Annotated in this window: 23 protein-coding genes; 14 read left to right on the top strand and 9 right to left on the bottom strand. The window is 64.8% G+C overall.

Going from position 1 to position 24,744, the window contains the following annotated elements:
- The first annotated feature begins 122 nt into the window (after window positions 1–122).
- Entirely contained in the window at window positions 123–395 is a 273-nt protein-coding gene (locus EJ068_RS13610; protein WP_126063777.1) for an usg protein, read from the top strand.
- 306 nt (window positions 396–701) lie between these two features.
- Here the strand turns inward: EJ068_RS13610 and EJ068_RS13600 are convergent, their stop codons facing one another.
- Complete coding sequence (locus tag EJ068_RS13600; protein WP_127249869.1) at window positions 702–1,736, bottom strand: aldo/keto reductase; 1,035 nt, start codon at window positions 1,734–1,736, stop codon at window positions 702–704.
- Between the two features lie 37 nt (window positions 1,737–1,773).
- Window positions 1,774–2,961, bottom strand: coding sequence for an MFS transporter (locus EJ068_RS13595; protein WP_126080567.1), 1,188 nt, complete (start codon window positions 2,959–2,961; stop codon window positions 1,774–1,776).
- Window positions 2,962–3,082: 121 nt separating this feature from the next.
- Here EJ068_RS13595 and EJ068_RS13590 point away from each other — a divergent pair, with 121 nt between their 5' ends.
- Window positions 3,083–3,988 carry a LysR family transcriptional regulator gene (locus tag EJ068_RS13590; protein WP_127249870.1) on the top strand — a complete coding sequence of 302 codons (906 nt, stop codon included), beginning with the start codon at window positions 3,083–3,085 and terminating at the stop codon, window positions 3,986–3,988.
- Window positions 3,989–4,049: 61 nt separating this feature from the next.
- Here EJ068_RS13590 and EJ068_RS13585 read toward each other — a convergent pair whose 3' ends face one another.
- From EJ068_RS13585 to EJ068_RS13570, 4 genes are all read right to left on the bottom strand, one after another.
- Window positions 4,050–5,099, bottom strand: coding sequence for an aldo/keto reductase (locus tag EJ068_RS13585; RefSeq protein ID WP_126080569.1), 1,050 nt, complete (start codon window positions 5,097–5,099; stop codon window positions 4,050–4,052).
- 129 nt (window positions 5,100–5,228) lie between these two features.
- Window positions 5,229–5,630 (bottom strand): type II toxin-antitoxin system VapC family toxin, encoded by a 402-nt coding sequence (locus tag EJ068_RS13580; protein ID WP_126080570.1) that lies wholly within the window; start codon window positions 5,628–5,630, stop codon window positions 5,229–5,231.
- Window positions 5,630–5,884 carry a type II toxin-antitoxin system Phd/YefM family antitoxin gene (locus EJ068_RS13575; RefSeq protein ID WP_126080571.1) on the bottom strand — a complete coding sequence of 85 codons (255 nt, stop codon included), beginning with the start codon at window positions 5,882–5,884 and terminating at the stop codon, window positions 5,630–5,632. The genes EJ068_RS13580 and EJ068_RS13575 overlap by 1 nt, the downstream gene beginning before the upstream one ends.
- Window positions 5,885–5,968: 84 nt before the next feature.
- Window positions 5,969–6,631 carry a YggS family pyridoxal phosphate-dependent enzyme gene (locus EJ068_RS13570; protein ID WP_126080572.1) on the bottom strand — a complete coding sequence of 221 codons (663 nt, stop codon included), beginning with the start codon at window positions 6,629–6,631 and terminating at the stop codon, window positions 5,969–5,971.
- Window positions 6,632–6,847: 216 nt separating this feature from the next.
- On the opposite strand from EJ068_RS13570, the gene leuS reads away from it, so the two are divergent.
- Window positions 6,848–9,475 carry a leucine--tRNA ligase gene (gene leuS / locus EJ068_RS13565; RefSeq protein ID WP_126080573.1) on the top strand — a complete coding sequence of 876 codons (2,628 nt, stop codon included), beginning with the start codon at window positions 6,848–6,850 and terminating at the stop codon, window positions 9,473–9,475.
- A complete protein-coding gene (gene lptE / locus EJ068_RS13560; RefSeq protein ID WP_127249873.1) occupies window positions 9,462–10,043 on the top strand; it encodes an LPS assembly lipoprotein LptE in 582 nt (193 codons plus the stop codon). Before leuS ends, lptE begins: the two co-directional genes overlap by 14 nt.
- A gap of 334 nt (window positions 10,044–10,377) precedes the next feature.
- Here the strand turns inward: lptE and fsa are convergent, their stop codons facing one another.
- A complete protein-coding gene (fsa, locus tag EJ068_RS13555) occupies window positions 10,378–11,034 on the bottom strand; it encodes a fructose-6-phosphate aldolase (protein WP_126080575.1) in 657 nt (218 codons plus the stop codon).
- A 90-nt stretch (window positions 11,035–11,124) separates the two neighbouring features.
- Here fsa and EJ068_RS13550 point away from each other — a divergent pair, with 90 nt between their 5' ends.
- From EJ068_RS13550 to EJ068_RS13515, 8 genes are all read left to right on the top strand, one after another.
- A complete protein-coding gene (locus tag EJ068_RS13550; RefSeq protein ID WP_127249874.1) occupies window positions 11,125–13,308 on the top strand; it encodes a primosomal protein N' in 2,184 nt (727 codons plus the stop codon).
- A 32-nt stretch (window positions 13,309–13,340) separates the two neighbouring features.
- Entirely contained in the window at window positions 13,341–14,036 is a 696-nt protein-coding gene (locus EJ068_RS13545; RefSeq protein WP_127249875.1) for an aspartate/glutamate racemase family protein, read from the top strand.
- Between the two features lie 113 nt (window positions 14,037–14,149).
- The gene (locus EJ068_RS13540) at window positions 14,150–14,545 is read left to right on the top strand and encodes a DUF4345 family protein (RefSeq protein WP_042645646.1); all 396 of its coding nucleotides are present in this window, start codon (window positions 14,150–14,152) and stop codon (window positions 14,543–14,545) included.
- A 234-nt stretch (window positions 14,546–14,779) separates the two neighbouring features.
- Window positions 14,780–15,340, top strand: coding sequence for a F0F1 ATP synthase subunit delta (locus EJ068_RS13535; RefSeq protein ID WP_126080578.1), 561 nt, complete (start codon window positions 14,780–14,782; stop codon window positions 15,338–15,340).
- Window positions 15,340–16,869, top strand: coding sequence for a F0F1 ATP synthase subunit alpha (gene atpA / locus EJ068_RS13530; protein WP_126080579.1), 1,530 nt, complete (start codon window positions 15,340–15,342; stop codon window positions 16,867–16,869). The genes EJ068_RS13535 and atpA overlap by 1 nt, the downstream gene beginning before the upstream one ends.
- 33 nt (window positions 16,870–16,902) lie before the next feature.
- A complete protein-coding gene (locus EJ068_RS13525; protein ID WP_127249876.1) occupies window positions 16,903–17,787 on the top strand; it encodes a F0F1 ATP synthase subunit gamma in 885 nt (294 codons plus the stop codon).
- 69 nt (window positions 17,788–17,856) lie between these two features.
- On the top strand, window positions 17,857–19,434 hold the full coding sequence (gene atpD / locus EJ068_RS13520) for a F0F1 ATP synthase subunit beta (RefSeq protein ID WP_127249877.1): 1,578 nt from the start codon (window positions 17,857–17,859) through the stop codon (window positions 19,432–19,434).
- A 117-nt stretch (window positions 19,435–19,551) separates the two neighbouring features.
- Entirely contained in the window at window positions 19,552–19,959 is a 408-nt protein-coding gene (locus EJ068_RS13515) for a F0F1 ATP synthase subunit epsilon (protein ID WP_126080583.1), read from the top strand.
- A gap of 204 nt (window positions 19,960–20,163) precedes the next feature.
- On the opposite strand, the gene EJ068_RS13510 is transcribed toward EJ068_RS13515, so the two are convergent.
- Entirely contained in the window at window positions 20,164–21,657 is a 1,494-nt protein-coding gene (locus tag EJ068_RS13510; RefSeq protein ID WP_127249878.1) for a mannitol dehydrogenase family protein, read from the bottom strand.
- Between the two features lie 298 nt (window positions 21,658–21,955).
- On the opposite strand from EJ068_RS13510, the gene uxaC reads away from it, so the two are divergent.
- Window positions 21,956–23,365 (top strand): glucuronate isomerase, encoded by a 1,410-nt coding sequence (gene uxaC, locus EJ068_RS13505; RefSeq protein ID WP_127249879.1) that lies wholly within the window; start codon window positions 21,956–21,958, stop codon window positions 23,363–23,365.
- Window positions 23,366–23,421: 56 nt separating this feature from the next.
- Entirely contained in the window at window positions 23,422–23,754 is a 333-nt protein-coding gene (locus tag EJ068_RS13500; protein WP_127249880.1) for a cupin domain-containing protein, read from the top strand.
- Window positions 23,755–23,921: 167 nt separating this feature from the next.
- Here the strand turns inward: EJ068_RS13500 and EJ068_RS13495 are convergent, their stop codons facing one another.
- Complete coding sequence (locus EJ068_RS13495; protein ID WP_129554592.1) at window positions 23,922–24,548, bottom strand: LysE family translocator; 627 nt, start codon at window positions 24,546–24,548, stop codon at window positions 23,922–23,924.
- Window positions 24,549–24,744: the final 196 nt, after the last annotated feature.

Below are 24,744 nucleotides of genomic sequence, written 5' to 3'. Positions count from 1 at the left end.
GCTGCTAACCGCCTGTTTTAATGAGAAAAATTTTTAGGGACCTCGCAAAAAACCATAGACGGTTAAGCAACCGTGCGCACAATTCGGCGTTGGGAGGAAGGAGAATCAACCAAGGAAACGCAATGCGCGACAATTCCGAAATGGACCTGATGCTCAGGGGATATGGGCTGACCACGGCCAAGATCCTTTACCACTATCCGGACCACCCGCACCTGCTGCAAAGCTTTGTCTGGCAGGATTACGACATAGCGCCGCAATTCCCGGTGCTGATCCGCTTCATCGAATTCTGGAAGACCAAGCTCGACGGACCGCTGCATTCGGTGACGTATACCCACCAGAGGCTCGTCGCGCCGAATGAGTGGCGGAAGGTCGATGGGGAGTTTCTGGTGCACTGAGGCGTTGCCCAGAAGTTCTCTGGACGTCGAATGTTTGGCGGAAACGCCTGTGACTTCGTCATCCACGGGCGGAGCAAGGAGCGAAGCGACGCGGCGCAGACCCGAGGATCCATTCCGTGACTTCGAAGCGTTGCGGCGATCCAGAATTCTGCTCGCCGCGCCTACGATCGAGGTAACGGAATGGATCCTCGGGTCTTCGCGACGCCGCTTCGCGGCTGCTTCGCCCGTGGATGACGAAGTTCAGAGGGCTGCGGCTAATCTCGCGCGTTCACGCTCGCGCTGAGGGGGCAGCTTCAGCGCCGGCGATCACACCGCCGGCGGGTTCAGCCGGGCGAAGCCTTCTTGGCGCCGATAGGGGAAGTAGGGATAGGGCGCCGTCACCGCGCTCGCTTCGTCGAGCGCCTTGATCTGTTGGGGCGTCAGCGTCCAGCCGACGGCGCCGAGGTTCTGGCGGAGCTGTTCCTCGTTGCGCGCGCCGATGATCACCGACGACACGGTCGGCCGCTGCAGGAGCCAGTTGATGGCGACCTTGGGCACGGTCTTGCCGGTCTCGGCGGCGACCGCTTCCAGCGCATCGACCACCTTGAAAAGATGCTCGTCCTCGACCGGCGGGCCGAAATCGGCTGTGCCGTGCAGCCGGCTCTTTTCCGGCAAGGGCTGGCCGCGGCGGATCTTGCCGGTCAGCCGGCCCCAGCCGAGCGGACTCCACACCAGGGCGCCGACGCCCTGGTCGAGGCCGAGCGGCATCAGTTCCCACTCATAGTCGCGGCCCACCAGCGAATAATAGACCTGATGCGCGACGTAGCGCGGGTAGCCGTGTTTGTCGGCCAGGCCGAGCGATTTCATCACCTGCCAACTGGAGAAGTTGGAGACGCCGACATAGCGCAGCCTGCCGGAGCGCACGAGGTCGTCCAGCGCCGACAGCACTTCCTCGATCGGTGTCGAGGCGTCGAAGGCATGGAGCTGCAAAAGGTCGATATAGTCGGTGCCGAGACGCTTCAGCGCCGCGTCGACGGAGCGGATCAGGCGGGAGCGCGACGAGCCCCAGTCGGCCGGACCGTCGCCCATCGGCAACGACGTCTTGGTCGAGATCAGCACCGCGTCGCGACGGCCCCTGATCGCCTCGCCAAGCACCTCTTCCGAGACGCCGTTGGAATAGACATCGGCCGTGTCGAAAAGATTGACGCCCGCCTCCAGGCAGATGTCGACCAGCCGGCGCGCCTCTTTCGCGTCGCTGTTGCCCCAATGGCCGAAGAGGGGACCGGAGCCGCCAAAGGTTCCGGCGCCGAAGGAAAGCGCCGGCACTTTCAGGCCGGAGGCGCCGAGAGGTCGATAATCCATCTTTTTTCTCCTGATTGGATGTCGAAGGGATCGGCGTTCAGCACTGCGCCGTGACCGGCTTGCCGATCGCGCTGCCGCGTTCGAGACGCAGCGCCATGAGCACCACGCCGAGCGCGGCGATCGGCACCAGGCCGGCGACGAGGGGGACGGCGCCGAGGCCGGGGCCGTGATCGATGACGAAGCCGCCGAGCCAAGCGCCGATGGCGTTGCCGAGATTGAAGGCGGCGATGTTGAAGGAGGAGGCCAGGCCCTGGCCGGCGCCCTTGGCCTTCTCCAGCACCCACATCTGCAGCGGCGCGACGGTGGCGAAGGCGGCGGCACCCAGCAGGCCCACGGCAATGATCGCCGTGATCGGCTGATGGATCGCCGCGGTCATGAGGAACAGCACCGCCGACAGCGCAACCAGCGTGCCGACGACCGTCGGCACAAGGTGCCGGTCGGCGAGGCGTCCGCCAAGCAGGTTGCCGGCGACCAGCCCGCCGCCGAAGACGAGCAGGATCGGCGAGACGGCTCCCTCGGAAAAGCCGGTGACGCGGGTCAGGATCGGCGCCAGATAGGTGAAGGCAGCAAAGACGCCGACCCAGCTCAGCACCGTGGTCAGGAGGCCGAGCAGCACCGCCCGGCGGCCGAGCACGGCGAGCGTGCCTTCGGAGCTTTCCTCTTCGTCTGCTGCTACCGGTTCGTCGCGCGGCACGAGCAGCGCGATCACGGCAAAGGCGATGACGCCGACCAGCGTGACGGCGAGGAAGGTGGAGCGCCAGCCATAGGCCTGGCCGAGCCAGGTGCCGAAGGGCACGCCGAGGATGTTGGCGACGGTGAGGCCGGTGAACATCAGCGCGATGGCCGAGGCCTTCCTGTTGGGCGCGACCAAGCTGGTGGCGACGACGGAGCCGACGCCGAAGAAGGAGGCGTGGGCGAAGGCGGTGAGCACACGCGCCGCCATCAGCGTCCAGTAGTCGGGCGCCAGTGCGCAGGCCAAGTTGCCGACGGTGAAGACCACCATCAGCGCAAGCAGCAAGGTCTTGCGCGGCAGCCGGCCGGTCAAGGCGCCAAGCAGCGGCGCGCCGATGACGACACCCAGCGCGTAGCCGGAAATGAGCAGGCCCGCGGCCGAGATCGAGACGCCGAGATCGGCGCTGACATCGAGCAGCAGACCCATGATGACGAATTCAGTGACACCGATGCCGAAGGCGCCGGCGGTGAGGGCATAAAGAGCAAGGGGCATGGCAGGGTCCGTTTGGTGCTGAAGGACGCCCAAGTCCCGCGCCCCGATGCCGAAGATCGTGATCCGTCGAGCTGTGAACCAGTCTTGCAATGGGCATATTTTCTGTGAAATAAATTCACAAATGGCGCGACCCGAAATCAACCGCTCCGGCGAGATCGAAGTGTTCGTCCGCGTCGCCGAGACGGGCAGTTTTTCCGCCGCGGCGCGGGCCTTGCGCATGACGCCCTCGGCGGTGAGCAAGCTGATCGCGCGGCTGGAGGCGCGGCTCGGCGCGCGGCTGGTCAGCCGCTCGACACGCAAGCTGCAACTGACACCGGAGGGAACCAGCTTTTACGACAGCGGCCTGCGTATCCTTGCCGATCTTGATGCGGCGGAACGCGAGGCGGCCGCAGGCGCCGCGCCGCGCGGAAAGCTCAGGGTCAACTCCTATGTGCCGTTCGGCCAGCACCGGCTGATGGAATTGCTGCCGCGTTTCCTGGAGCGCTATCCCGAGATTTCCGTCGAAGCGGTGCTGACCGACAATGTCATCAACCTGTTGGAGGAGCGGGCCGATGTCGCCATACGCGCCGGACCGCTTAGCGAGTCGCGCCTGGTGGCGCGCAAGCTCGGCCAGAGCCGGATGGTGCTGGTTGCGTCCCCCGCCTATCTCGCAGCACGCGGCACGCCGCGCGCATTGTCCGACCTTGCCCGCCACAACATGCTCGCCTTCGGCTTCGCCAGGCATATCGACGGCTGGCCTTTCATTGATGCCGCGGGCAAATCGATCATCCTGCCGATCGTCGGGAACATGTCGCTGACCGATGGCGAAGCGATGCGGCTGACGACATTGGCCGGAGCGGGCATCGCAAGATTGGCGCGCTGGCATGTCGAGCCCGACATCGCCGCAGGGCGGCTCGTGCCGCTGCTGGAGACGTTCAATCCCGGCGACGAGGAGCCGACGCACGCCGTCTATGTCGGCCACGGCAAGCATCTGCCGGCGCGGGTGCGGGCCTTTCTCGACTTTCTCGCGGAAACTGTCCGGCTCTGAAATGGAAGAGCCGCGCTTAGACAGCGCGGCTCCCGAAAAAAGCCAGCCTATTGGAGATAGATCACGCCTTCGGCACGAACGGCGCCGGACGCCGGCCGGCACTCTGCCGCTCAAGCATCCAGCCGGGATATTCGGCGGGCAGCGCGCTCACCTCGTCGAGCCTGGCAAGATCGTCGGCATCGAGCTGCAAGCCGGTAGCGGCGAGGTTCTGCTCGAGCTGGTCCATGCGGCTGGCGCCGATGAGGACGCTCATCACAAAAGGTTTTGCCAGCACGTAGCCAAGCGCCACGGTGGCAACGCTGACGTCATGCTTCTTCGCCACCTCGCGCATGACGGCGACCGCCGCCCAGGCGCGGTCTTCGTTGACCGGCGGGAAGTTGAAGGAGGCGCGGCGGCCCTCGCCATTGCCGGGAGCGCCAGGGCCGTATTTGCCGGAGAGCAGTCCGCCGGCCATCGGCGACCAGACCATCAGGCCGAGCTTCTCTTCGTTGATCAGCGGCACGATCTCGCGCTCGAGATCGCGGCCGGCGATCGAGTAATAGGACTGAATGGTCTCGAAACGGGCGAAGCCCTTGCGCTCGGCAATGCCCAGCGCCTTGGCGATGCGCCAGGCCTGCCAGTTGGAGACGCCGACATAGCGCACCTTGCCGCTGGCGACGAGATCGTCGAGCGCGCGCAGCGTCTCGTCGATCGGCGTCACCGTGTCGGTGCCATGCAACTGGTAGAGATCGATATGGTCGAGCTGCAGCCGCTTCAGGCTGCCGTCGACGGAATCCATGATGTGGCCGCGCGACGAGCCGCGCTCGTTCGGGCCGTTGCCCATCGCGCCATGCACCTTGGTGGCGATGATGACGTCCGAGCGCTTGATGCCGAGATCCTTGAGCGATTGTCCGAGCAATTGCTCGGACTGGCCGAAGGAATAGACATCCGCCGTGTCGAAGAAATTGACGCCGGCGGCGATCGAGCGGGCGACGATCTCGTTGACGCCCTTCTGGTCGAGACTGGCGATCAGCCCCCATTGGGCATTCTCGCCGGCGGCGCCGAACGTCATGGTGCCGAGGCAGAGTTCGGAAACGAAAAGGCCGGTATTGCCAAGCTGGTTGTAGCGCATGGTGGGATTCCCCGAGAGAAGGAGTGAGTGACCACAAGCAAATAGGAACGGGCCGTTTCGTTTCAAGCGCTGGCACAACCACGGTAGTCAACTTGGCGTGAAGTTGCCCGCCGGCGGATCCCAGAACGGTCAGACTTCCCAGGGATTGAGGACTGTAACGCCGACGCCCTCGAAGTCGGCGACGTTTCGCGTGACCAGGATCAGGTCGTGCACGAGGGCGGTCGCCGCAATAAGCGAGTCGGCGCTCCCCCGTGTGCGTCCCGCCGTTATGCGACCCCAGGCAAGAGCGACCTCCTCCGTGATCGCGAGAATGCGGTCCGTATTGTCTCTTCGAAGTTCTCGCAGCCAGATATCGAGCCGAGCCGCCCTTTCAGGGTCGATCTTACGCTGTTTGACGATTCCTCGCTCGATCTCACCCAGCGTAATGACACTAAGGTTGATCGACGCCGGATCAATCGAAGCTATCCAGGCAGTCGGCTTAGGCAACCGTCTTTGCACGTCCGACACGACGTTCGTGTCCAGCAGATACATCAGAGATCAATGTCCCGGATAATCGTGTCCGAGCGACGGGTGATTTCCTTGTCAAACTCCTCGTCCCAACCTGGACCGCTCAATAGGTACTCGACGAGCGATTTCTTCTTCCCGGCCAAGCGATCGTAGTCGTCTGCGGAGAGGACGACCGCGGCACGTTCGCCGCGAAGTGTCACGGTCTGCGGTCCCTCGGTTCGCGCCCGCTGGACCACTTTCGAGAAATTGTTCTTCGCGTCCTGAAGATGCCAGTTCATCTTGCTGCTCCTAGCTAGCTTGGCTAGATATAACGCGGTAGCCGCAGATATCAATCGATACCGGCGCAAGATACGGGGCGCAGGCTACCGGCTGCCGAAGATCGCCGATCCCACCCGGACGCTGGTCGCGCCGAAGGCGATCGCAGTCTCATAGTCGCCGGACATGCCCATCGACAGTTTTTCAACGCCGGCCTCGCGAGCGAGCTTTTCCAGCAGCGCGAAATGCGGGCCGGGGTTCTCATCGGCCGGGGGGATGCACATCAGGCCTTCGATGGCCAAGCCATGAACGTCGCGGCAGCGCTTGACGAAGGCGACCGCCTCGCGCGGCTCGATGCCTGCCTTTTGCGGCTCGGAGCCGGTGTTGACCTGGACATAGAGTCTTGGCGTCCGGCCTTGCCTGGTCATTTCCCTTGAAAGCTCCGCGGCGATCTTCTCGCGGTCGACGGTCTCGACGACGTCGAACAGCGCGACGGCTTCCTTGGCCTTGTTGGATTGGAGCGGGCCGATCAGATGCAGCTCCAGATCGGCAAATGCCTCCCTCAGCGCCGGCCATTTGCCCTGCGCTTCCTGCACGCGGTTCTCGCCGAAGACACGCTGGCCGGCCTCGATCACAGGGCGGATGTCCTCGGCCGCGAAGGTCTTCGACACCGCCACCAGGGTGACCGCGCCGGGCTCGCGCCTTGCCTCGCGCTCGGCGCTTGCTATCTTCGCCTTGACCGCGTGAAGCTGCTCTACGGCGTTCGTCATGCCACTATCCTGCCTATAGTTTTCATGGCCGGGCCGGCTCGCCGCAGTTGACGGGTCCGGCAATCCATGGTGAACACCGCGACGACATTGTCTCGGCTGCCGGCCTGGGCGTGTCGATATTCGGGCGATGCCGGCCTGCGAATGCCGGCCTGACCTGAATATCAACACACGCCTTAATCCAGCACCGCGCACCTGCTTTTAAGTGAAAAACATCCGATGGCAACCGAACGTTACAATCCGCGCACGTCAGAGCCCAAATGGCAGAAGGCCTGGGCCGAAAAGAAGCTGTTCGAGGCTCGCAACGACGATCCGAAGCCGAAATACTACGTGCTCGAGATGTTCCCCTATCCGTCGGGCAAGATCCATATCGGCCACACCCGCAACTACACGATGGGCGATGTGGTGGCGCGCTACAAGCGGGCCAAGGGCTTCAACGTGCTGCATCCGATGGGCTGGGACGCCTTCGGCATGCCTGCTGAAAACGCGGCCATGCAGAACAAGGTCCACCCCAAGGACTGGACCTACGAAAATATCGCCGTCATGCGCGAGCAGCTCAAGATGATGGGCCTGTCGCTCGACTGGGCGCGCGAGTTCGCGACCTGCGACGTCGACTACTATCACCGCCAGCAGATGCTGTTCCTTGACTTCGTCGAGAAGGGGCTGGTGACGCGCAAATCCTCCAAGGTCAACTGGGATCCGGAGGACATGACGGTGCTCGCCAACGAGCAGGTCATCGACGGCCGTGGCTGGCGCTCGGGGGCGTTGGTCGAGCAGCGCGAGCTGACGCAGTGGTTCTTCAAGATCACCGACTTCGCGCAGGATCTGCTGGATTCGCTCAACCTGCTCGAGGAGTGGCCGGAGAAGGTCAAGCTGATGCAGCACAACTGGATCGGCCGCTCCGAAGGCCTGCTGATCCGCTGGCCGTTGGCAAAACCGGTTGGCGACGCGCATGAGCTCGAAGTCTACACGACGAGGCCCGACACCATCTTCGGCGCTTCCTTCATGGCCGTCGCCGCCGACCATCCGCTGGCGAGGAAGGCCGCAGAGGAGAATGTCGAGCTGGCGAAGTTCATCGAGGAAGTCCGCCATATGGGCACCTCGGTGGCGGCGCTGGAGACGGCCGAAAAGAAGGGCTTCGACACCGGCATCCGCGTCGTCCACCCGTTCGACGAGAATTGGACGCTGCCGGTCTATGTCGCCAATTTCGTGCTGATGGAATATGGCACGGGCGCCATTTTCGGCTGCCCGTCGGGCGACCAGCGCGACCTCGATTTCGCCAACAAATACGGCCTGCCGGTGATCCCGGTGGTGATGCCCGAAGACGGCGACGCCAAGACCTTCCAGGTCATCGAGGAGGCCTATGTCGACGACGGCGTGATGATCAATTCGCGCTTCCTCGACGGCATGAAGCCCGAAAAGGCCTTCAATGAAGTGGCGAAGCTGCTGGAGGCAAAGACGATCGGCGGCCGGCCGATGGCGGAGCGCAAGGTGAATTTCCGCCTGCGCGACTGGGGCATCTCGCGCCAGCGCTACTGGGGCTGCCCGATCCCGATGATCCATTGCGAAGCCTGCGGCGTCGTGCCGGTGCCGAAGGCCGACCTGCCGGTGAAGCTGCCCGACGACATCGAGTTCGACCGTCCGGGCAATCCGCTCGACCGGCATCCGACCTGGCGGCATGTGAAGTGCCCGCAATGCGGCCGCGACGCGCGGCGCGAGACCGACACGATGGACACGTTCGTCGATTCGTCCTGGTATTTCGCCCGCTTCACCGCGCCCTGGGCCAATGAGCCGACCGAGCCGAAAGCGGCCGATGAATGGCTGGCGGTCGACCAGTATATCGGCGGCATCGAGCACGCGATCCTGCACCTGCTCTATTCGCGCTTCTTCACCCGCGCCATGCGCGAGACCGGTCACCTCAATCTCGCCGAGCCGTTCAAGGGCCTGTTCACGCAAGGCATGGTGGTGCACGAGACCTACCGTGTCGGCGGCCCGTCCAACAACGGGCGCTGGCTGTCGCCGAGCGAGGTCAGGCTCGAGGATGTCGGCGGCAAGCGCCTCGCCTTTGAGATCGCCACCGGCGAGGAGGCGACGATCGGCGCGCTGGAGAAGATGTCGAAATCGAAGAAGAATACGGTGAGCCCGGAAGAGATCACCGACGGCTACGGCGCCGACACGGCGCGCTGGTTCATGCTGTCGGACTCGCCGCCGGAGCGCGACGTCGAGTGGACAGACGATGGCGCGGCCGGCGCGCACCGTTTCGTGCAGCGCATCTGGCGACTGGTGCAGATCGCCGCCGAATCTCTGCCCGGCGTAAAGCCGGCAGCGGCGAAGGATGGCGATGCGGGCGCCGTGTCCAAGGCCGCGCACAAGATCCTGAGGGCGGTCGGCGAGGACATCGAGAAGCTCGGCTTCAACCGCGCGATCGCCCGCATCTATGAGCTTGCCAATGCGCTGGCGACGCCGCTCAACGACGTCGCCGAAGGCAAGGCCAATGCTGCGCTGAAGGGCGCCTGCCGCGAGGCGGTGGAGATCCTGGTGCACATCATCGCGCCGGTCATGCCGCATCTGGCGGAGGAATGCTGGGAGGCGCTGGGCGGGACCGAGATGGTCGCCGAGCGGCCGTGGCCGGTCTACGATCCGGCGCTGGTCGTCGACAACGAGATCGTGCTGCCGGTGCAGGTCAACGGCAAGAAGCGCGGGGATTTGACAATTGCCCGCGACGCGGATCAAGGTGCCGTCGAAAAAGCGGTGCTGGCTCTCGACTTCGTGCAAAAAGCACTGGAGGGTAAGGCTCCGCGCAAGGTGATCATCGTCCCGCAGAGGATCGTCAATGTCGTTGCCTGATCCGGTGAAGCCACAAGCGATCCGCCTGCGCGGCCGCCTGGCGGTCTGCGGCATGGTCGCCGCGCTTGCGCTGGTCTCGGCCTGCACCGTGCGGCCGCTCTATTCCAACCAGCCGCTGTCGCCCGGATCGCAGCTCAGCGCGTCCGCCGAGCTCGCCTCGATCTCGATCAAGCCGGTCAACACCCGCTATGCGCAGCAGGTGCGCAACAATCTGATCTTCGCTTTCGGGCAGGGCTCGGGCGAGCCGGCCTCGCCGGCCTACACGCTCGATCTCGGCGTCACCGAACTGGTCGAATCGGCGGCCATCGTGCAGGTGCAGACCCAGGAAGACGAGCCGACGGCGGGCACGGTCACGCTGACCGCCAACTATGTGCTCAGGGACACCGCGACCAACACGGTGATTGCCGTCGGCAAGCGCTCGATCCCGTCGTCCTTCGACCGGCCGCGCCAGGAATTCGCGGCCTATCGCGCCCAGATCGATGCCGAGAACCGCGCGGCGCGCGAGTTGGCCGATCTGCTGCGGCTGTCGATCGCGCAGGATCTGGCCAAGCACGGCAAGAAAGCCTAATTCCTCGCCGGGGATTGGCCGAAGCTTCCCCGACGTCGTCATCCCTGGGCGGAGCAGCCAAGAAGCGGCGTCGCGGAGACCCTGGGATCCATTCCGTTACCTCAACGCGAAGGTGCAGCGGAGCAGAATTCTGCGCCGTTGCGACGCTCGTATGTCACGGCATGGATCCTCGGGTCTGCGCCGCGTCGCTTCGCTCCTTGCTTCGCCCGTGGATGACGATCGCGATGGGCGCTCCGGCCAATCGCCAAGGCATGCGACCCACCAAGGTATAGACACTTTGCCAAGAAAAAAGGCCGGTCACCCGGCCTTTTTCTGGTCTGGCGAGATGTCGGTCTCAGCCGATCTTCTGGCCGGTCTTGGCCCAGTCGGCGAGGAAGGCGGCGAGGCCCCTGTCGGTCAGCGGATGATTGACAAGCGCCTTCAGCGTCGCCGGCGGCGCGGTGACGACATCGGCGCCGATCAGCGCCGCCTGCTTGACGTGATTCACCGTGCGCACCGAGGCGGTCAGGATCTCGGTCTTGAAATCGTAATTGTCGTAGATGGTGCGGATCTCGGAAATCAGCTCCATGCCGTCCGAGCCGGTGTCGTCAATGCGGCCGACGAAGGGCGAGATGAACGAAGCGCCGGCCTTGGCGGCGAGCAGCGCCTGGTTGGCCGAGAAGCACAGCGTCACGTTCACCATGCGCTTCATCTCGGTGCGGATGGTCTTGCAGGCCTTCAGCCCGTCCAGCGTCAGCGGCACCTTGATGCAGACATTCGGCGCGATCTTGGCCAGCACCTCGGCCTCGGCCATCATCTGATTGAATTCGGTCGCCACGACCTCGGCCGAGACCGGGCCTTCGACGATGTCGCAGATCTGCTTGGTGACTTCGGCGATCTTGCCGCCCGATTTCAGGATCAGCGACGGGTTGGTGGTGACGCCGTCGAGAAGCCCCAGATCGTGCAGCTCTTTAATTTCCTTGATGTCAGCGGTGTCGACGAAAAACTTCATGGCTGTCTCCTTGGGGATTGCCCGGCGGGCGCCAGGCAGATGAGAGGGTCCCCTTTGATCTAGACCAAAGTCAGGGCAAGGTCACGCCTGATGATCGAAGATTCGCCCTTTGTCGCGGCCGCGCCGGTGCTGGTGCCGATGCCTGCCGAACGGCCCTACACCTATGCCGTGCCGCCCGGCATGCGCGTGGTGCCGGGCTCGATCGTGCGCGTGCCGCTCGGGCCGCGCCAGGTCGCGGGCATTGTCTGGGACGGCGCGGTCGAGACGGTCGACGCGAAGAAGTTGCGGCCGATCGAGGAGGTCTTCGACTGCCCGCCGATCGACCGGGCCATGCGCCGCTTCGTCGACTGGATCGCGCATTACACGCTGTCGGCGCCAGGCATGGTCGCGCGGATGCTACTCCGCGCTCCCGAAGCGTTCGACCCGGAGCCCTGGATCGAGGGATTGCAGCGCACGCTGGCCGAGCCGGACCGGTTGACGGACGCGCGGCGACGCGTGCTGGAGACGGCCGAAGGCGGGCTGGCCTGGACGCGCTCGGGCCTGGCGCATGCGGCGGGCGTGTCCTCGACCGTGATCGACGGATTGCGGGCGCAGGGCGTGTTCGAGACGGTGATGATCCCGCCGCGGCCGGTCGTGGCCGCGCCCGACCCTTCTCACGCAATGCCGGAATTGATGCCGGACCAGGAAGCTGCGGCGGACAGGCTGCGCTCGGCAATCGCTGCCGATGCCTTCAACGTCACTCTGCTCGATGGCGTCACCGGCTCGGGCAAGACGGAAGTCTATTTCGAAGCGGTGGCGGCGGCCCTCGACAAGGTCAGGCAGGTGCTGATCCTGCTACCGGAAATCGCGTTGACCCATGCCTTCCTCGAACGTTTCCAGGACCGGTTCGGCGCCAAGCCGGCGGAGTGGCATTCGGACCTGCCGCCGCGGATGCGCGAACGCGTCTGGCGGCAAGTGGCCGAGGGCGGCGTGCGCGTCGTCGCCGGGGCGCGCTCGGCGCTGTTCCTGCCGTTCAAGGAACTCGGCCTGATCGTCGTCGACGAGGAGCACGATCCCGCCTACAAGCAGGAAGACCGCGTCTTCTACAATGCGCGCGACATGGCGGTGGTGCGCGGCCATATCGGCGGCTTTCCCGTCGTGCTCGCCTCGGCGACGCCGTCGGTGGAAAGCCGGGTCAATGCCAGCCAGGGCCGCTACGACCGGGCCGTGCTGTCGTCGCGTTTCGCGGAAGCCGCGCTCCCCGATCTGAAGTCGATCGACATGCGGCGCTCGCCGCCGGCGCGCGGCGGCTTCCTGTCGCCGGTCCTGCTGGAACAGATGCAGCGCACGCTGGAGAGGAAGGAGCAGTCGCTGCTCTTCCTCAACCGGCGCGGCTATGCGCCGCTGACGCTCTGCCGCGTCTGCGGCCATCGCTTCGGCTGCCCGGTCTGTTCGGCCTGGCTGGTCGAGCATCGCTTTCGCGGCCAGCTCGTCTGCCATCATTGCGGCCATAATGAGCGGCGGCCGGAGGCTTGTCCGGAATGCGGCACGCTCGACCATCTGGTGGCCTGCGGCCCCGGCGTCGAGCGAATCGCCGAGGAAGTGGTCGCCCATTTCCCGGACGCGCGCACCATCGTGCTGTCGTCTGACCTTCTGGGCGGCGTGCGCCGGTTGCGGCTCGAGCTCGAAGCCGTCGCCAATGGCGAAGCCGACATCGTCATCGGCACGCAACTCGTCGCCAAGGGTCACAATTTTCCCGGCATGACGCTTGTCGGCGTGGTCGACGCCGATCTCGGGCTTGCCAATGGCGATCCGCGCGCCGCCGAGCGCACCTTCCAGCTGCTCAGCCAGGTGACGGGACGCGCCGGCCGCACCGGCAAGAAGAGCCTTGGCCTGCTGCAGACCTACCAGCCGGATCACCCGGTGATGCGGGCGATCGTTTCGGGCGATTCGGAAGCTTTTTACGAGCGCGAGATCGCCGAGCGCGAGCGTGCAGGGCTGCCGCCGTTCGGCCGGCTCGCCGGCATCATTGTGAGCGCGGCGACGCGGGGCGAGGCCGAGGGCCATGCGCGAGGCTTGCGGCGCGCGGCGCCCCAGGCTTCGGACTTGTTCGTGCTCGGCCCAGCCGAGGCGCCATTGTCGCTGATCGGCGGCCGTCACCGCTTCCGCTTGCTTGTCCAGGGTGAACGGCGCGCCGATATGCAGGGTTTCATCCGCGCCATGCTGGCGGAGGGGCCGAAGCTGCGCGGCTCGGTGCGCGTGCAGGTCGACATCGACCCGCAGAGCTTCCTATAAACGAGAAAGACAGCTCAGCGGAGTGCTCGCCTATGAAAACCCTCGGCCTGATCGGCGGCATGAGCTGGGAATCGACGGCGATCTATTACCGCCTGCTCAACGAGATCGTGCGCGAGCGGCTGGGCGGGCTGCATTCGGCAAAGCTGTTGTTGTGGTCGTTCGATTTCGCCGAGATCGCCGAACGGCAGCATGCGGGCGACTGGGAAGGCGCCGCCGCGCTTTTGGTGGAGGCGGCCCGAAGGTTGGAGGCGGGCGGCGCGGAAGGCTTGGTGATCTGCACCAACACCATGCACAAGCTGGCCGACGCGGTGCAGGCGGCCATCTCGAACCCTCTCATCCATATCGCCGACGCCACCGGACGCGCTGTCGTTGAAGCTGGGGTTAGGCGTCCGGCGCTGCTCGCGACGCGCTTCACCATGGAGCAGGATTTCTACAAAAGCCGTCTCGTAGACAAATACGGCCTCGAGCCCGTGGTGCCGGACCAGGCCGGCCGCGAGATGGTGCACAAGGTGATCTATGACGAGCTCTGCCAGGGCATCGTCAGGCGAGAATCAAAATCCGCCTATCTCGACGAGGTCGGCCGGATGCGCCGCACCGATCAGGTCGACAGCGTCATCATGGGCTGCACCGAGATCACCATGCTGATCGGCCAGGGCGATTTCGACGTTCCGGTGTTCGACACCACACGCATCCATGCCGAGGCCGCGGTCGACTTCGCGCTGTCGTGACCAGCCGCTCGTCTGATGCGTCTTTTCTAATGTGCCGGCCGCCATCTGGCGTGCCGGTTTTCCTCCGCTAGAATGCCGGCAATTTCAGAACAAGACTTTACGAGGGGGATAAGATGGATTTCGCGTTTCCGTGGCCCGCGAGCCAGGGCGAATGGCTGGCCTGGTCGAGCGCTGTCGTGACCCTGGCGCTCGGCCTATTCCTGTTCCTGGCGCCGGGACTCGCCTTTCGCGTGCTGCGGCTGCAGCCCAGGCCGGAGAAGGCGGCGGCGATCGCCGAGGGGCGCGGCCGCATGTCGGGCTTCTATCTCGGCGTCAGCCTGTGCTGCATCCTTTTGGCGCAGCCGCTGCTCTACATGGCGCTGGGCTTCTCGTGGCTCTTCACCGCTTTCGGCCGCCTGCTGTCGATGATGTCGGACGGCGCCAACACGCCGTTCAACTGGGTTTCGATCGTTGTCGAGCTGGCGCTTGCGGCCCTGCCACTCGCCTTCGCCTTCGGCTTTGTGCCATGAATCCAGCACTTCCGCTGGACTCTGCCGCCTGATGCGACAAAAGTGCCTGAAAACCATGCCGGACGATGCATTGCGGTCTTAAAAAGCCTGTGCTAGACGGCAATCGACTTTCGACCGGGGATAGCGGAAGCCGCACCTCCGTGCTTGGAAAAATGCAGTAAGGTCAAAGATTTAGCCAGAGTTCCCGCTCGCGCCAACAATCTGCGGCCTGTCAGACAAGAGAAAAGACGGTCCGTGGCCCAATCGTCATCGCCAATCTCAGCTGTCGCAGAACGCTACGCAGGCTCGCTGTTCGAGCTTGCTCTGCAGGACAATTCAGTCGCCAAGGTCGAGGCCGACCTCACGAGCTTCGAGGTGATGCTCAACGGCAGCGACGATCTCAAGCGGCTGATCGACAGCCCGGTGTTCTCCAGCGAGGACCAGGCCAAGGCCATCGCGGCCATTGCCGACAAGGCAGGCATAACCGGTCTCGTTGGCAATTTCCTGCGCGTCGTCGCCAGGAACCGTCGCCTGTTCGCGGTGCCCGGCATGATCAAGGCGTTCCGCCAGATCGCCGCCGACCATCGCGGCGAGGCGTCCGCCGAGGTCACCTCGGCGCATGCGCTGACGGCCGCGCAGCAGACTGAACTGAAGGCGACGCTGAAGAGCATCGCCGGCAAGGATGTGGCCATCGCCATGACCGTCGATCCGTCGCTGCTCGGCGGACTGATCGTCAAGATGGGCTCGCGCCAGATCGATACGTCGCTCAAAACCAAACTCAATTCGCTCAAGCTTGCACTGAAAGAGGTCGGCTGATGGACATCCGCGCCGCGGAAATTTCCGCAATTCTGAAAGACCAGATCAAGAATTTCGGCAAGGAGGCCGAGGTCTCCGAAGTCGGTCAGGTACTGTCCGTCGGTGACGGCATTGCCCGCGTCTACGGCCTCGACAATGTCCAGGCCGGCGAGATGGTCGAGTTCCCGGGCGGCATCCGCGGCATGGCGCTGAACCTCGAAGCCGACAATGTCGGCGTCGTCATTTTCGGCAACGACCGCGACATCAAGGAAGGCGACACCGTCAAGCGCACCGGCGCCATCGTCGACGTTCCGGTCGGCCCCGGCCTGCTCGGCCGCGTCGTCGACGCCCTCGGCAACCCGATCGACGGCAAGGGCCCCATCCAGGCGACCGAACGCAAGCGCGTCGACGTCAAGGCGCCCGGCATCATTCCGCGCAAGTCGGTGCATGAGCCGATGTCGACCGGCCTCAAGGCCATCGACGCGCTGATCCCGGTCGGCCGCGGCCAGCGCGAGCTGGTCATCGGCGACCGCCAGACCGGCAAGACCGCCATCATCCTGGACACGATGCTGAACCAGAAGTCGGTGCACGACAACGGCCCGGAGAAGGAAAAGCTCTACTGCGTCTACGTCGCCGTCGGCCAGAAGCGCTCGACCGTCGCGCAGTTCGTCAAGGTGCTGGAGGAGCGCGGCGCGCTCGACTACTCCATCATCATCGCCGCCACAGCGTCCGACCCGGCGCCGATGCAGTTCCTGGCGCCGTTCGCCGGCTGCACCATGGGCGAGTATTTCCGCGACAACGGCATGCATGCGCTGATCAGCTATGACGATCTGTCGAAGCAGGCCGTCGCCTATCGCCAGATGTCGCTCTTGCTGCGCCGCCCGCCGGGCCGCGAAGCCTATCCGGGCGACGTCTTCTACCTGCATTCGCGCCTGCTCGAGCGTGCCGCCAAGCTCAACGACGACAACGGCGCTGGCTCGCTGACCGCGCTGCCGGTCATTGAGACGCAGGCCAACGACGTGTCGGCCTACATCCCGACCAACGTGATCTCGATCACCGACGGCCAGATCTTCCTCGAGACCAATCTGTTCTTCCAGGGCATCCGTCCGGCGGTGAACGTCGGCCTGTCGGTGTCGCGCGTCGGCTCCTCGGCGCAGATCAAGGCGATGAAGCAGGTCGCAGGCTCGATCAAGGGCGAACTCGCGCAGTACCGCGAAATGGCGGCCTTCGCGCAGTTCGGCTCGGACCTCGACGCCGCCACGCAGCGCCTCTTGAACCGCGGTTCGCGCCTGACGGAACTCTTGAAGCAGCCGCAGTTCTCGCCGCTGAAGACGGAAGAGCAGGTCGCGGTGATCTTCGCCGGCGTCAACGGCTATCTCGACAAGCTGCCGCTCAACCAGGTCGGCAAGTTCGAGCATGGCCTGCTCAGCCACATGCGCTCGGCCGGCAAGGACGTGCTCGACGGCATCCGCAAGGAGAAGGCGCTGTCGGACGATCTGCGCGCCAAGCTCAAGGCGGAAATCGACGCTTTCGCCAAGACCTTCGCTTGAACGAAGCCGGACGCACGGGATCAGGTTTGAAGCATGGCTTCGTTAAAAGACCTTCGTAACCGCATCGCCTCGGTCAAGGCGACGCAGAAGATCACCAAGGCGATGCAGATGGTCGCCGCGGCGAAGCTGCGTCGCGCGCAGGAGGCGGCGGAAGCAGCCAGACCGTATTCCGAGCGCATGGGCGCGGTTCTGGCCAACATCACCCAGGCAATCGGCGGCGGCGGCGATGCCCCGGCGCTGATGACGGGCACCGGCAAGGACGATGTGCATCTGCTCATCGTCTGCACAGCCGAGCGTGGCCTGTGCGGCGGCTTCAACTCGCAGATCGCGCGGCTTGCCCGCGACCATATCCGCAGGCTGCTGGCCGACGGCAAGCAGGTGAAGATCATCTGCGTCGGCAAGAAGGGTTTTGACATCCTGCGCCGCGACTACGGCGCGCTGATCCTCGAACGCGTCGACCTGCGCGAGGTCAAGACGCTCGGCTTCGTCAACGCCGATGCGGTTGCGCGCAAGGTCATCCACCTGTTCAACGAAGGCGGCTTCGACATCTGCACGCTGTTCTATTCGCAGTTCAAGTCGGTGATCAGCCAGATCCCGACGGCGCAGCAGATCATTCCGGCGGCGCAGGCCTCGGCCGCCGCCGCGACGGACAACGGCGCCACCGCTGTCTACGAATACGAGCCGGAGCCGGGCGAGATCCTCTCCGACCTCATCCCGCGCAACATCGCGGTGCAGATCTTCCGGGCGCTTTTGGAAAACGCGGCCGGCGAGATGGGCGCCAAGATGAGCGCGATGGACAATGCGACGCGCAATGCCGGCGACATGATCAATAGGCTGTCGATCACCTACAACCGCCAGCGGCAGGCGCAGATCACCAAGGAACTGATCGAAATCATTTCGGGCGCCGAGGCGCTCTAAGCGCGCGCGGGCGGGGTCCCAAGACCTCGCAGCGGCGTGAACAACGGATAGACGAAAAGGGCAAAGACGATGGCGAAAGCAGCTACCCCGAAGACCGCGGCCAAGGAGGCATCGGGCCCGAAGGCGGCAAAGGCCCCGGCAGCAGCCGCGAAGGCCGCCGCTCCGGCGAAGAAGGCGGCCGCTCCGGCCAAGGCCGCGGCTTCCGCGGCGAGCGTCGCGGCCAAGCGCGTCGGCGCCGCCGGCAAGGTCCGCCAGGTCATCGGCGCCGTCGTCGACGTGCAGTTCGAAGATCACCTGCCGGCCATTCTGAACGCGCTGGAAACCGACAATGTCGGCAACCGCCTGGTGCTCGAGGTTGCCCAGCATCTCGGCGAGAACACCGTGCGCTGCATTGCCATGGACTCCACCGAAGGTCTGGTCCGCGGGCAGGACGTCTTTGACACCGGCGCGCCGATATCGGTTCCGGTCGGTCCGGGCATGCTCGGCCGCATCATCAACGTCATCGGCGAGCCGGTCGACGAGGAAGGCCCGGTCGACGGCATCGAAATGCGCGCCATCCACCAGCCGGCCCCGGCCTATGTCGACCAGTCGACGGAAGCGCAGATCCTGGTCACCGGCATCAAGGTTCTCGACCTGCTGGCACCCTACGCCCGCGGCGGCAAGATCGGCCTGTTCGGCGGCGCCGGCGTCGGCAAGACCGTGCTGATCCAGGAACTGATCAACAACGTCGCCAAGGCCCACGGCGGCTTCTCGGTGTTCGCCGGCGTCGGCGAGCGTACCCGCGAAGGCAATGACCTCTATCACGAGTTCATCGAATCGGGCGTCAACAAGAAGGGCGGCGGCCAGGGCTCCAAGGCCGCCCTCGTCTACGGCCAGATGAACGAACCGCCGGGCGCGCGTGCCCGCGTCGGCCTGACCGGCCTCACCGTCGCCGAATATTTCCGCGACCAGGGCCAGGATGTGCTGTTCTTCGTCGACAACATCTTCCGCTTCACCCAGGCGGGCTCGGAAGTGTCGGCGCTGCTCGGCCGCATTCCTTCAGCCGTGGGCTACCAGCCGACGCTGGCCACCGACATGGGCGCGCTGCAGGAGCGCATCACGACGACGACCAAGGGCTCGATCACCTCGGTGCAGGCGATCTACGTGCCGGCCGACGACCTGACCGACCCTGCGCCGGCCACCTCCTTCGCCCACCTCGACGCCACGACCGTGCTCAACCGCGCGATCTCGGAAAAGGGCATCTACCCGGCCGTCGATCCGCTGGATTCCACCTCGCGCATGCTCGACCCGATGGTCGTCGGCGAGGAGCACTACCAGGTCGCCCGTCAGGTGCAGTCGATCCTTCAGCGCTACAAGTCGCTGCAGGACATCATCGCCATCCTGGGCATGGACGAGTTGTCCGAAGAGGACAAGCAGACCGTCGCCCGCGCCCGCAAGATCGAGCGCTTCCTGTCGCAGCCGTTCTTCGTCGCCGAAGTGTTCACGGGTTCGCCGGGCAAGCTGGTCGACCTCGCCGACACCATCAAGGGCTTCAAGGGCCTTTGCGCCGGCGACTACGACCACCTGCCGGAAGCCGCCTTCTATATGGTCGGCGGCATCGACGAAGCGGTCGAGAAGGCCCAGCGCCTCGCGGCTGAAGCGGCTTAAGCCGGTGAATGGTCAATAGTGAATGGTGAATAGGGAGTAGCGGATAGGAAATCGGGCTGAAGTGAAGGTCATCTGAGCCATTCACCATTCACCATTCACCATTCGCTAAAATTGATCATGGCTGAAGCTTTCAAGTTCGAACTGGTCTCGCCGGAGCGGCTGCTCGTTTCCGAGCAGGTTGAGTCCGTCGTCATCCCGGGCGCCGAAGGCGAGATGACGGTGATGGCGCAGCACGCGCCGGTGATGACCACCATCAAGCCCGGTGTCGTCACGGTAAAGGCGGCCGGCGGCAAGGAAGACCGCTATGTCGTGTTCGGCGGTTTCGCCGACATCCTGCCGTCCGGCTGCACGCTGCTGGCCGAATCGGCCGTGCATGTGAACGACATCGACCGCGCGGACCTGGCGCGTCGCATCCAGGACGCCAGGGAAGACGCCGCCGACGCCAAGGACGACGTGGCGCGCAGCCGCGCCGAGCAGTTCCTCGCCCAGCTCACCACGCTGGAAGGCGCGCTGATCCCGGCCTAATTTCGGCTGCAGAGAAGCGATTTAAAGAGCGGGCTTGCCCCGCTTTTTGTTTGCCCCGTTTTTCCCGCCTCCGGCGTAAACGCCGGCGATGAGCTGAAGGCTCCTGAACCTCGACCGCGATAGGCGTCTCGGCCAATCGCCAAGGCATGGGATCTGCCAACGCACACTAACCAACCGGTCAAAACTTCTGTGTTAAGAAACTGGCTAATCGGCCAGCCTGGGCGGCTCGTTGCCAATGCCGAGCGCGGCAAAGGCCAGCTTCGGGCCGCCTTGCTTGAAATGGACGAGGTGGGTGGCAACAAACTCGATCAGCCTCTGTCGTTCCGCGTGACCGTTGGCAAAGCCGGCGAGGTCGAACACGGCTGCCGTCGTTTCCGCCGTCGGCAGATTGCGGCCGAACAGGTCGCCGAGGGCGGCGTCGAGCGGATCGGTGAAATGGCCTTCTGGCAAAGCACCGCCGCGCGCGGCGCATGCCGCGATCCAGGCGGCGACAACCAGCGAGAGGTGTTCCGGCAGCAGGCCCGCTTCCAGCCGCGCAAGCGCTGAAGCGACTATGCGCTGCGGCAGCTTCTGGCTGCCGTCATTGGCGATCTGCGCGGTGCGGTGGGCGAGCGCGGTGTTCGAAAACCGATCTGCGAGCTCGGCTGTGTAGGCGGTTGTGTCGAGCCCGGCATCCTGCGGCAGCGTCGGAATGGCTTCGGCCCAAAGCCAGTCGACGAACTGCCGGATTGACGGATCGGCAAAGGCGCGGTCGACGGTGGCGTGGCCGCTGAGCAGGCCGAGATAGGCGATGCCTGAATGCGCGCCGTTGAGCAGCCTCAGCTTCATGTCCTCGAAGGGACCGACATCCTCGACCATGATGACGCCGAATTTCTCCCAGGCCGGCCGGCCGGCCGGAAAACGGTCCTCGATCACCCATTGGCGGAAGGGCTCGGTCATTACCGGCCATGCGTCCTCGAGGCCGAGCTGTTGGCCGATGCGCGTCCGGTCGGCATCCGTGGTCGCCGGCACGATGCGGTCGACCATGGAGGACGGGAAGGCAACTTCGTCGGCGACATGGCGCGCGAGATCGGCATCCCGCAGCTTCGCGAATTCGATCAGCAGCCGGTGCAGCGTAGCTCCGTTGGCCGGAAGGTTGTCGCAGCAGAGCACCGTGAAAGGCGGCGTGCCGGCGGCGCGACGGCGCGCCAGTGATTCGGCGAGAAAGCCATGCGCCGTCTTCGGCGATCCGGGGTGGGCGACGTCGTGGACGATGTCGGGATGCGCGCCGTCGAGACTGCCGTCGGCTGCCCTGAGATAGGCCTTCTCGGTGATGGTGAGCGTCACGATGCGGATGCGCGGGTCGGTCAGCGCGGCGAGCACCGCGCCGGGATACTCCGGAGCGACGAGCAAGGACTGGATCGAACCGATCACCTGCAGCTGTTCGCCGGCGCTGTCCCTGATCGCCAGCGTGTAGAGCCCATCCTGCGGCTGAAGCGCGTCGCGCGTGTCGGGGCTGCGCAGCGAGACGCCGACGATGCCCCAATCGCTCTCGCCGTCCGCCAGGCAGGCATCGACATAGGCGGCCTGGTGCGCGCGGTGGAAGGCGCCGACGCCGAGATGGACGATGCCGGGCGTGACAGAATTGCGGGCGTACCGAGGAACCAGGGCTTCGGCCGGCAGCTTCGCGATTGTGGCATTGGACAGGCGACCTTTCATGGGAAGCGAAGTCTCCGATCGGGTTGCCCGCCTGATGCCGGGCGAAAACGATGGCAGCGACGTAACATCCGCTGTCGGCGCGCACAATGGCTGCGTTGCTTTCGAGAGTCGCCATGCAATCGATCGTTTTGCATGTTGACATTGCCTCCGACAGATTCACCGTTGGATCAGGATGGCGTTTCGTTGAATCGCCATTGCGATCTAGGAGCATGATCTTTTGCAAAAGCGGGTACCCGTTTTTTGCGTTCACCGACCCTCGGTTCGAGATCATGCTCCAATGCAATCCGAGAGGAGCCAAGTGGCCGCACTAACCGATCCCGATCTGCTGTTTGCGCCCGAGGCGAATTCGCGCGCGCTGGCCCGCGCCCTTTACGCCGGCGTGAAGGACCTGCCCATCGTCAGCCCGCATGGTCATACCGACCCGCGCTGGTATGCGCTCAACGAGCCGTTCCCCGATCCGGCGCAATTGCTGATCGTGCCCGATCATTACATCCTTCGCATGCTGTTCAGCCAGGGCTTGCGGCTGGAAGAGCTCGGCGTGCCGACGCTCGATGGCGCGCCGGGCGAGACCGATGGCCGGACGATCTGGCGGCGCTTCGCCGAGCATTACTATCTCTTCCGTGGCACGCCGACCCGGCTCTGGCTCAACCATGTGTTCGAGCATCTGTTCGGCATCGAGGAGCCGCTCACCGCCGCTTCCGCCGATCGCACTTACGATACGATCGCCACGCTGCTGCAGCGCGACGACTATCGTCCACGCGCGCTGTTCGAGCGCTTCAATATCGGGGTGATCGCCACGACCGACGGCGCGCTCGACGATCTCAAATGGCACCGGACGATCCGCGACAGCGGCTGGAACGGCCGCGTCGTCACGGCCTACCGGCCGGACGCGGTGATCGATCCCGATTTCGAAGGATTCCTGGGCAATCTGGATCGCCTCGGCGACATCACGGCATGCGACACCGGCACATGGACAGGCTATCTCGATGCGCATCGGCAGCGACGTGCCTATTTTAAGCAATTCGGCGCCACCTCGTCCGATCACGGCCATCCGACCGCGGAGACCGCCAATCTCTCCGATGCGGCGGCCGAGGAGCTGTTCAACCGTATCCGCCGCGGCTCCGACGACGAGCGCGAGCGGCGGCTGTTCAGGGCGCAGATGCTGACCGAAATGGCCAAGATGAGCCGCGACGACGGCCTGGTGATGCAGATCCATCCCGGATCATGGCGCAATCATTCGCCTTCCGTCTTCCAGAAATTCGGCCGCGACAAGGGCTTCGATATCCCGACGCGCGCCGACTATGTGACGGCGCTGAAGCCGCTACTCGACTGCGTCGGGCTGGAACGCGACCTCACGATCATCCTGTTCACGCTCGACGAGTCGAGCTACGCACGCGAGCTGGCGCCGCTCGCCGGCGTCTATCCGGCGCTGAAGCTGGGGCCGGCCTGGTGGTTTCACGACAGTCCGGAAGGGATGCGCCGCTTTCGCGAGATGACTACCGAGACGGCAGGCTTCTACAACACGGTCGGCTTCAACGACGACACGCGCGCCTTTCCGTCTATCCCGGCGCGCCACGACGTCGCACGCCGCGTCGACTGCGCCTTCCTGGCGCGGCTGGTCGCCGAGCATCGGCTGCGCGAGGACGAGGCGCATGAGCTGGCGCGCGACCTTGCCTATACGCTTGCCAAGAAGGCCTACCGGCTCTGAGCCGGCGCCCATGGTTTGGCAGGGGGGAACGTCATGCTTCGAATGGAAATTGGACGATGAGCGATATTTTCTCACACGCAGGCGCAAAAGCCTGGGAACCGACGCCGGATGGCAATCGCCGGCGCGTGCTGGTGCATACAGACGAACTGATGATGGTCGAATTCGCTTTTGAAAAGGGCGGCGTCGGCGTGCTGCATTCGCATCCGCATGTCCAGGCAAGCTATGTCGCCGAGGGCCGCTTCGTGGTCACCATCGACGGCCGATCGGAGATCCTCGAGACCGGAAGCAGCTTCATCGTGCCTTCCAATCTCGTGCATGGCGTCAAGGCGCTGGAGGCCGGGCGCCTGGTCGACAGCTTCGCGCCTCACCGGGCCGATTTCCTAGGCTGAGTATCCGCTTCTCAAAGGAAAAGCCCGCGCCGTAAAGCGCGGGCCTGTTGCCTGGGCGCTGGTTGCGCCGCCGCGGTACTCAAACATCGCCGCAGGACAGCAACTGTGCCACAGCATGGTGAAGATAGGTTTAACGGCGACTGGCTGGAGGCAGGCCGGGAAAAAATTCAGCGCTGCTGCAGCGCGAGCCGTATGCCGAGCGCGCAATAGATGCCGCCGACCACCTTGCCCTGCCATCTAAGCACCGCCGGATGGCGGCGCAGGAAGGAACCCAGTCCGCCCGCGCTGACGGCGAAGACGACCGTGCTGAAGAGGCCGAGCAGGACGAAGATGATGCCCAGCACCATCAGTTGCAGCACCACGAAACCGCCTTGCGGGTGGACGAATTGCGGCAGGAAGGCGAGGAAGAACAGAGCCGTCTTCGGGTTGAGCACTTCGGTCAGGATCGCCTGCCGAAAGGCTTTTCCCGCCGAGATCGGTAGCGTCCTGCCCGCCAGATCGGCCGGCGCCTTTTCGAGAATGGCGCGGATGCCGAGGTAAACGAGATAGGCAGCGTCGATATATTTGACGATGCTGAACAGCATCGCCGAGGCGGCGATGATGGCCGAGATGCCGACGATGGCCATGATGGTGTGGATGACATCGCCCGCCGCGACGCCGGCGCCGGTGGCGATGCCGACCTTCGTGCCCGAGCTCGTCGCGCGCGCCACGGTGAGCAGCGTCGCCGGTCCCGGAATGAAGACGAAGCCGAACACGACCGCGATGTAGGTGATGAGCGTGGCTTGGTCGATCATGCGAAGGCTCCTTTTGCGGTCGCTGCCGGCAATGGATGCATCGAACCATAGCAGCCGGGGCTCTCCAGCCAGTGTGCCAGCCATGGCTTTTCGATGCGACATTGGCGCGAGGCGACAGGGTTACCGCAAAGCGCGGTTGTGGCCGGGTCGCGGCTGCGCTACTCCAAGGCATCACGCGGTGAATCACTTGTCTGCT

Source organism: Mesorhizobium sp. M2A.F.Ca.ET.043.02.1.1, assembly GCF_003952405.1.
GTDB lineage: Bacteria > Pseudomonadota > Alphaproteobacteria > Rhizobiales > Rhizobiaceae > Mesorhizobium.
Note: the sequence above shows the minus strand (reverse complement) of the source record. Positions and strands in the feature narration are given on the sequence as shown.